Annotated in this window: 5 protein-coding genes; 1 reads left to right on the top strand and 4 read right to left on the bottom strand. The window is 70.3% G+C overall.

Going from position 1 to position 5,924, the window contains the following annotated elements; all coding sequences use genetic code 11:
* Positions 1-114: 114 nt before the first annotated feature.
* From ABD224_RS28880 to ABD224_RS28865, 4 genes are all read right to left on the bottom strand, one after another.
* Complete coding sequence (locus tag ABD224_RS28880) at positions 115-879, bottom strand: IS5 family transposase (RefSeq protein ID WP_344055220.1); 765 nt, start codon at positions 877-879, stop codon at positions 115-117.
* 724 nt (positions 880-1,603) lie between these two features.
* Positions 1,604-2,254 (bottom strand): hypothetical protein, encoded by a 651-nt coding sequence (locus ABD224_RS28875; protein ID WP_067397184.1) that lies wholly within the window; start codon positions 2,252-2,254, stop codon positions 1,604-1,606.
* A 222-nt stretch (positions 2,255-2,476) separates the two neighbouring features.
* Positions 2,477-3,181 (bottom strand): GntR family transcriptional regulator, encoded by a 705-nt coding sequence (locus ABD224_RS28870; protein ID WP_344055216.1) that lies wholly within the window; start codon positions 3,179-3,181, stop codon positions 2,477-2,479.
* A 158-nt stretch (positions 3,182-3,339) separates the two neighbouring features.
* Positions 3,340-4,695: an aspartate aminotransferase family protein gene (locus ABD224_RS28865; protein ID WP_344055214.1), complete on the bottom strand. Its 1,356-nt coding sequence runs from the start codon at positions 4,693-4,695 to the stop codon at positions 3,340-3,342.
* Between the two features lie 191 nt (positions 4,696-4,886).
* Between ABD224_RS28865 and ABD224_RS28860 the strand changes: the two genes are divergently transcribed.
* Positions 4,887-5,924: serine/threonine-protein kinase (locus tag ABD224_RS28860; RefSeq protein WP_344055212.1), on the top strand; the 1,038-nt coding region annotated here is incomplete at its 3' end.

Below are 5,924 nucleotides of genomic sequence, written 5' to 3'. Positions count from 1 at the left end.
CAACATGTCACGCTCAGCCCCAGCCGCATCGGAGCCATTGCTCAGGCCGCCCTTGTCCTCAACAACGCATGGAACGAAAGGCGTTGAGAAAACCTCACTGAGCCTTTTCCAACCTCACTCTGAGCTGGTCAGATGCAGGGTCAGGACGGCTTGGACGAGGCTGGTGATCCGGGTGGTCGAACACCGCAGTTTGCGGAGGAGTCGCCAGGACTTCAGGGTGGCGACGGCCTGCTCGATGAGGGCCCGGATCTTCGCGTGGGAGCGGTTGGCGGCCTTCTGACCGGCGGAAAGAGTCTCCCACCGGCCCCAGCACGGAACACGGACCGTGCCGCCGATGCCCCGGTACCCTTTGTCCGCCCAGCACGTGATGCCGGCTTCCGCGAGAGCGTCGGCGATGCCGTGCTCACGGGCGGCCCGGATGTCGTGGACGGCACCGGGCAGGGCCGGTGAGACCCACAGCAATCGGCCGAAGGGGTCTGCGATGACCTGCACGTTCATCCCGTGCTTTTTGTGTTTTCCGGAGTAGTACGGCCGATCCGCGGCGATGCGGTCGATCGGCAGCAGCGTGCCGTCCAGGATCGGATATGCCTTCGCCGATGCGGTCCGCAGCGCGTCGGCCAGGGTGGGGGCGAGGGCGGCCAGGAGTTCGACGGCCTCGGTGACATAGCGGTAGGCGGTCGTGGTTCCGATGCCGAAGCCGGCCGCGAGCTGGGCATACGTGTGCCCCACCCGCAGATGGGCGAGGGCGAGCAGAGCCTGGCGGCCGGCACTCAGACGCCGCCAGCGGGAGCCGATCGCACGGCGGTGCCGCCGCAACTGCTGTGCAAGGAAGCGGAGAGCAGAGCTGGACACATCGACGCCCGACGGGTAGACAAGCATGTGAAGCCTCTGGTGGAGACGGATTTCTTGGTCGAAAACCCATCTACCAGGGGCTTCACCGCGTTGTCAGCCCAACTACCCAGCCGGTCCGTCAGGTTGGAAAACGCTCACTGTCAACAGTCGCTCAGGGCATGTCGGTCAGGTCGGGGCCGCGACCGTCGATCAGGTCGGGATCGGCCGGTCCGTACCTTTCCGCCTTGCCGAAATACGTTGCATCCCCTGGAACGGCGGGCGTGCCGAGCAGCTCCTCGAGAGCCCGGAGTGCCGCACTCAATCGTGGAGCGTTCCGTCTTTGCACCTCCGGATGCGGGTTCCCGTAGAAGTCGCAGTAGCCCCAGATGTCATGGAAAACAGCTACTTCGGCCCGTCGGCGTGGAGGACGGGGGATGCGAAGAAGTCCAGCAGGTCTGCGCAGTCGAAGGGCCCGGTGTCATTTGGCGTCGGCGGTCGCTCTGCTATCGGCGCCGTGATGAGTTTTCCCCGGGAGCATACCGGTTGTCCCCCTCAGCGCAGCGGACTCCTGCGAACGAGGTTGAAAAGGCGCGAAACGTCGAAGGAGTTGAGCCAAACCTGTCGTGAGATGTGCGGTCGGGGCAGGGGCGTCGTGGGCCGTGGTGGCGGGGCGCGTGGAGTCGGCCGTCGGGTGCAAAGGGGCGGCACGGAAAGGGGATTGGTGCGGGTGCGCCATGGGCGGTCGTACCGCTGAACTCCGTGCCGCCGGTCGTCAGCTGAAGACGATCATTGATCCCTGGGCCAGGCTTCGGGTGGCCGCCGCGTGCAGGCCCAGCCAGACGTGGCGTTCGCGGGCGAAGGGGCTGGGGTCGTAGGGGGCGGGGGCGGCCGGCTGCTCCAACTCCGTGGGAGCCACGGGGGGTTCGGGGGCGGCCGGGGGGTTGGCCGGGTCGATGCCCAGGGCGGGGGCGATGTACTCCAGCTCGCGCAGGAGGGTCTGGGAGGAACCGAGAGGGCCGCCGCCGGCGAGGAGTTCGTCGTTGGACAGGGGGAGCGGGAAGTCCAGGGGGACGTAGGCGCCGGCGTGGTCGTAGTGCCAGACCAGGTGGGACTGCTGGGCCGTCGCCTCGAACATCTCCAGCAACTGCTCGTAGTCGCCGCCCAGTTCGTCGACCGGGGTCAGCGGCAGGCCGCAGACCTGGAGGAGGTAGGCGCGGCGCAGGAAGTGCAGTGCGTCGTAGTCGAAGCCGGCCACCGGTGCCACTTCCCCGGACAGGCCGGGCATGTACTGGTACACCGGCACCGGTGGAAGCCCGTTCTCGGCGAGCACCTTGTTGTACTGCGCGAGTTCCTCGGCGAACGGGTTGTCGGGGGTGTGGCACAGCACGTCGACGAGCGGTACCAGCCACAGGTCACAGGCCAAAGAGGGCTCCTCGGGGAGGGCGGGGTTCCAACGCTTTGGTGGTCAGGGAGTGTAGAAGCGTAGTCGGTGGTGATCGGTACGGCATCGCTCGGTTCTCCCCGTGCAGGTCCTTTACCCAGACCTCGCCCGTCCACGTACCAAGGGGCGGAAGTCCCGCCGAATCAGGGATGGAAGGGACGGCAGAGGGGTAAGGGGGGGCGGCAGGGCAGCGGGGCCCGTCGCTCAGGTGCCGTTGGCCAGGCGTTCGACGAGGGCGAGGGCGTCGGCGTTGTACGCGGCGACGATCGCGCGGGCGGTTGTGGTGTCGCCCGTCGCCAGGGCGTCGACGAGTGCGGTGTGCTCGGCCCACAGCTCGCCGCGCAGATCGGTGCGGCGGCGCAGGTACTGCACCGAGCACGCCCAGCACTGCACGCGCAGCCGGTACAGGAAGTCGCTGAGGTAGGGGTTGCCGAACAGGGCGGCGAGCTCCCGCCAGAAGCGCAGGTCGTAGCCGATCAGGACCGCCAGGTCGCCCGCGGCGGCCGCGCGCTGCGCCTCCTCGCCGCGCCGGCGCACCCCGGCGAGCGTGGTGATGAAGGACCGGTCGTCGAGACGGGGGAAGGGCTTGTGGCCCTCGGCTATGGCCCGGAACATGCCGTCGGCGACCAGGCCGCGCGCCTCGATCATCGCGCGGAGATCGTCCAGGGAGTACTCGCGCACCCGGAAGCCGCGGTGCTGGTCGGCCTCCAGCAGGCCCTGCGCGGACAGGTCGACCAGCGCCTCGCGGACGGGGGTCGCGGACACCCCGTACTGCTCGGCGATCTCCTTGACCGTGCACTCCTGCCCCGGTTGGAGCCGCCCGGCCAGCACCTCGTCCCGGAGCGCGTCCGCGATCTGCTGCCGCAGCGTGCTGCGTGTCACGGCGCCGGTACCGCTGTTGCCGGGCATGGTCGGGAATCTCCTCACGCGTAGGGGGTGGCGTACTCGTGCGTTCTGTACGGGCACGCCACCTTACGCGTTTCGGGTTACTCCTCAGTACCGCCGTCCGGGGCCGACACGGTCGTGCGCGGAGGGCCGTTCGGCCCACGGTCCGTTCGGCGTACGGCCTACTCGGTGTACTCGTCGGCCACCGACAGGGCCGCGTCCAGCGCCGCCAGGCCCTCCTTCAGCTCGGCCGCGGTCGCATTGCACGGCGGGACGACGTGGGTGCGGTTCATGTTGACGAAGGGCCACAGGCCGTTCGCCTTGGCGGCGGCGGCGAAGGCCGCCATCGGGGCGTTCGCCTCGCCGGTCGCGTTGTACGGCACCAGCGGCTCGCGGGTCTCGCGGTTCTTCACCAGCTCGACGGCCCAGAACATGCCGACACCGCGCACGTCGCCGACGCTCGGGTGCCGCTCGGCCAGCTCGCGCAGCCCGGGCTCCACGACCTCGGCGCCGAGCCGCTTGGCGTTCTCGACGACGCCCTCCTCGGCCATCACGTTGATCGTCGCGACGGCCGCCGCGCAGGCCAGGGGGTGCCCGGAGTAGGTGAGACCGCCGGGGTAGACCCGCTTGCCGAAGGTCTCCGCGATCTTCCCGGAGATCGCGACGCCGCCGAGCGGGACGTAGCCGGAGTTGACTCCCTTGGCGAAGGTCATCAGGTCCGGCACGACGCCGAAGAGGTCCGCCGCGAACCACTCGCCGGTCCGCCCGAACCCGGCCATGACCTCGTCCAGGATGAAGACGATCCCGTACTTGTCGCACAGCTCGCGCACCCCGGCGAGATAGCCGGGCGGCGGCACCATGATCCCGGCCGTGCCGGGGATGGTCTCCAGGATGATCGCGGCGATGGTCGACGGCCCCTCGAAGGCGATCGTCGTCTCCAGGTGCTCCAGGGCGCGTGCGCACTCCTGCTCCTCGGTCTCGGCGTAGAAGCGGGAGCGGTAGAGGAAGGGGGCCCAGAAGTGCACGACACCGGCCGTGCCGCTGTCCGAGGGCCAGCGCCGCGGGTCGCCGGTGACGTTGACGGCCTGCTGCGTGCCGCCGTGGTACGAGCGGTACGCCGAGAGGACCTTGGGCCGCCCGGTGTGCAGCCGCGCCATGCGGATGGCGTGCTCGACGGCGTCGGCGCCGCCGTTGGTGAAGAAGATCTTGTCCAGGTCGCCCGGGGTCCGCTCGGCGATCAGCCGCGCCGCCTCGGACCGCGCCTCGACGGCGAACGCGGGCGCGAACGTGGCCAGCGTGGCGGCCTGTTCCTGGATCGCGGCGACGACCTTGGGGTGCTGGTAGCCGATGTTGGTGTAGACGAGCCCGCTGGCGAAGTCCAGGTAGCGCTTGCCGTCGTAGTCCCAGAAGTACGACCCTTCGGCACCGGCTATGGCCGGCGGGTCGATGAGATCCTGCGCGGACCAGGAGTGGAACACATGGGCACGGTCGGCGGCCTTGACGGCGGCGCCGGCTTCAGGGTTCGGCTGAGGGGTCATAGGGGCGAGCGTAAACGGGTGCGGCGGGGCACGATATCGGCGTCCTGTCTGCGCTCGCAGGGTTTTGGCGACAGGTTGTCGCTGTTACGGAACCGTAGACACCGAGTTCTCCGTCCGTGTGGTTCACCGCACTATTCTCGGTCTGTCGCGCAGGGACGTATCGGGGGATATCGGGGGGAGGCGGTTCGGTCGTGCAGAGGCTCGCACCCGACGATCCGCAGAGGATCGGTGCGTACCGGCTGCTGGCGCGGCTCGGGGCCGGAGGCATGGGGCAGGTGTACCTGGCCCGGTCGGACCGGGGGCGGACCGTCGCGGTGAAGCTGGTGCGGCAGGAACTGGCGCAGCAGGAGGAGTTCCGGGCGCGGTTCCGGCAGGAGGTGCAGGCCGCGCGGCGGGTCGGCGGGCACTGGACGGCTCCCGTGCTGGACGCGGACACCGAGGCCGCCGTGCCGTGGGTGGCCACCGGGTACGTCGCCGGGCCCAGCCTGCAGCAGGTCGTCGGGCACGACCACGGGCCGCTGCCCGAGCGGTCGGTGCGGATCCTCGCGGCCGGGCTGGCCGGTGCGCTCAAGGACATCCACGCGGCGGGTCTCGTCCACCGCGACCTCAAGCCGTCCAATGTGCTCGTCACGATCGACGGCCCGCGGGTCATCGACTTCGGCATCGCGCGGGCGCTGGAGACCGTCACGGACGGCGGGCTCACCCGGACCGGCGCGCTGGTCGGCTCGCCCGGTTTCATGGCGCCCGAGCAGGTGCGCGGCGACCGGATCACCCCGGCGTGCGACGTCTTCTGCCTCGGTTCGGTGCTCGCGTACGCCGCGACCGGTGCGCTGCCCTTCGGCGGTGCCGACAGCAGGGTGCACGCGCTGATGTTCCGGATCGCCGAGGAGGAGCCCGATCTCGAGGGGGTGCCCGAGGGCATCGCCGACCTCGTCCGCGACTGTCTGCGCAAGGACCCGGCCGCCCGGCCGACCCTCGACCAGATCATCCAGCGCACCGGTGCCGGGGACACGGTCGCCGACGGACGTCTCCGCGATCCCTGGCTGCCCAGTGCCCTGGTCGCCCAGCTCGGGCGCCATGCCGTCCAGCTGCTGGACGCGGAGAACCCGGAGGACGCGCAGAGGGCACCGGCGGGGGACGGGGCCGCCGCCCCCGCCGGGCCGCAGGGGACCGGCGGGGAGGCCGCCGGTCCGGCGCAGCACAGGGGCGGGTCCGCGCCCGCCGGTTCC

This window comes from Streptomyces thermoalcalitolerans (assembly GCF_039525155.1).
In the GTDB taxonomy this organism is placed as follows: Bacteria; Actinomycetota; Actinomycetes; order Streptomycetales; family Streptomycetaceae; genus Streptomyces; species Streptomyces thermovulgaris.
This window is presented reverse-complemented; position numbering and strand designations above follow the sequence as displayed.